This is a genomic window from Allobosea massiliensis, from assembly GCF_042655245.1.
In the GTDB taxonomy this organism is placed as follows: domain Bacteria; phylum Pseudomonadota; class Alphaproteobacteria; order Rhizobiales; family Beijerinckiaceae; genus Allobosea; species Allobosea massiliensis.
In genome coordinates this window covers 1-1,452 of the sequence record NZ_JBHSLU010000036.1, presented here as the reverse complement: position 1 = coordinate 1,452, position 1,452 = coordinate 1, and the positions used below count along the sequence as shown (strand labels likewise).

The following is a 1,452-nucleotide window of genomic DNA, read 5'->3' as shown; positions in this document are numbered from 1 at the left end:
CTGTGGAGATTTACGCGGCGGTTCGCGATTTCGTTTTCAACCAGGAGAAGAGCCGGCGGGAAGCGGCTCGCGTGTTCGGGCTGAGCCGCGAGACGGTTGCGAAGATGTGCCGGTTCTCGCTGCCGCCGGGCTACACGCGCACGAAGCCGGTCGAGAAGCCGAAGCTGGGTCCGCTTCTGCCGGTGATCGATGCGATCCTGGAGGCGGATCGGACGTCACCGGTGAAGCAGCGTCATACGGCGAAGCGGATCTTCGAGCGCCTTCGTGACGAGCACGGCTTTGCCGGCGGCTACACGGTGGTGAAGGACCATGTGCGGCTCTGCCGGGCGCGGGGCCGGGAGACCTTCGTGCCGCTGGCGCATCCGCCTGGTCACGCTCAGGTGGACTTCGGCGAGGCGATCGCGGTGATCGGCGGGGTGCGGCAGAAGATTCACTTCTTCTGCCTGGACCTGCCGCAGTCGGACGCCTGCTTCGTGAAGGCCTATCCGCGCGAGACGACGGAGGCGTTCCTGGACGGGCACGTCTCGGCCTTCGGCTTCTTTGGCGGCGTCCCGCTGTCGGTGCTCTATGACAACACGCGCATCGCGGTGGCGAAGATCTGCGGCGATGGCCGGCGCGAGCGGACACGGGCGTTCACCGAGCTGGTAAGCCACTATCTGTTCCGGGATCGGTTCGGCCGCCCGGGCAAGGGCAACGACAAGGGCAAGGTCGAGGGGCTGGTGAAGTATGCCCGCTCGAACTTCATGACGCCGATCCCGGTGGCGGCGAGCTTGGCCGAGCTGAACGCGATGTTGGCCGAGCGTTGCCGCCGGCGGCAGGACGAGCGCGCCGGTCGTCACGCGCAGATGATCGGCGACCGTCTCGCTGCCGATTGTGAGGCCCTGCGCCCCTTGCCGGCGGTGCCGCTGGAGCCGTGCGAGAAGCGTGGCGGGCGGGTCTCATCGACGGCGCTGGTCCGTTATCGCTCCAACGACTACTCGGTGCCGACGGCCTATGGCTTCCAGGACGTGATGGTGAAGGGCTTCGTCGAGGAGGTCGTGGTCCTGTGCCGGGGCGAGGAGATCGCCCGGCATCCGCGCAGCTACGGGACCGGCGTGTTCGTCGCCGATCCGCTGCACTATCTGGCGCTGATCGAGGTCAAGCCGAACGCGCTCGACCAGGCGGCGGCGTTGCAGGGCTGGGACCTGCCCGAGACCTTCCAGCACCTTCGCCATCTGCTGGAGGCGCGAATGGGCAATCGCGGCAAGCGCGAGTTCATCCAGGTGCTGCGGCTGATGGAAGCCCTTCCGCGCGAGGTCGTGAGCTTGGCCGTCGGCGAGGCAATCCGGCTCGGTGCGATCGGCTTCGACGCGGTGAAGCTGATCGCGCTGGCGCGTCTGGAACGGCGCCCGGCCCGCCTCGACCTGGCGGCCTATCCGCACTTGCCGAAGACGTCGGTGAAGACGACCTCGG

Annotated in this window: 1 protein-coding gene; it reads left to right on the top strand. The window is 67.8% G+C overall.

Going from position 1 to position 1,452, the window contains the following annotated elements; genetic code table 11:
- Positions 1-2: 2 nt before the first annotated feature.
- The coding region (gene istA / locus ACFPN9_RS13020) for an IS21 family transposase (protein ID WP_377817153.1) at positions 3-1,452 on the top strand (1,450 nt) is incomplete at its 3' end.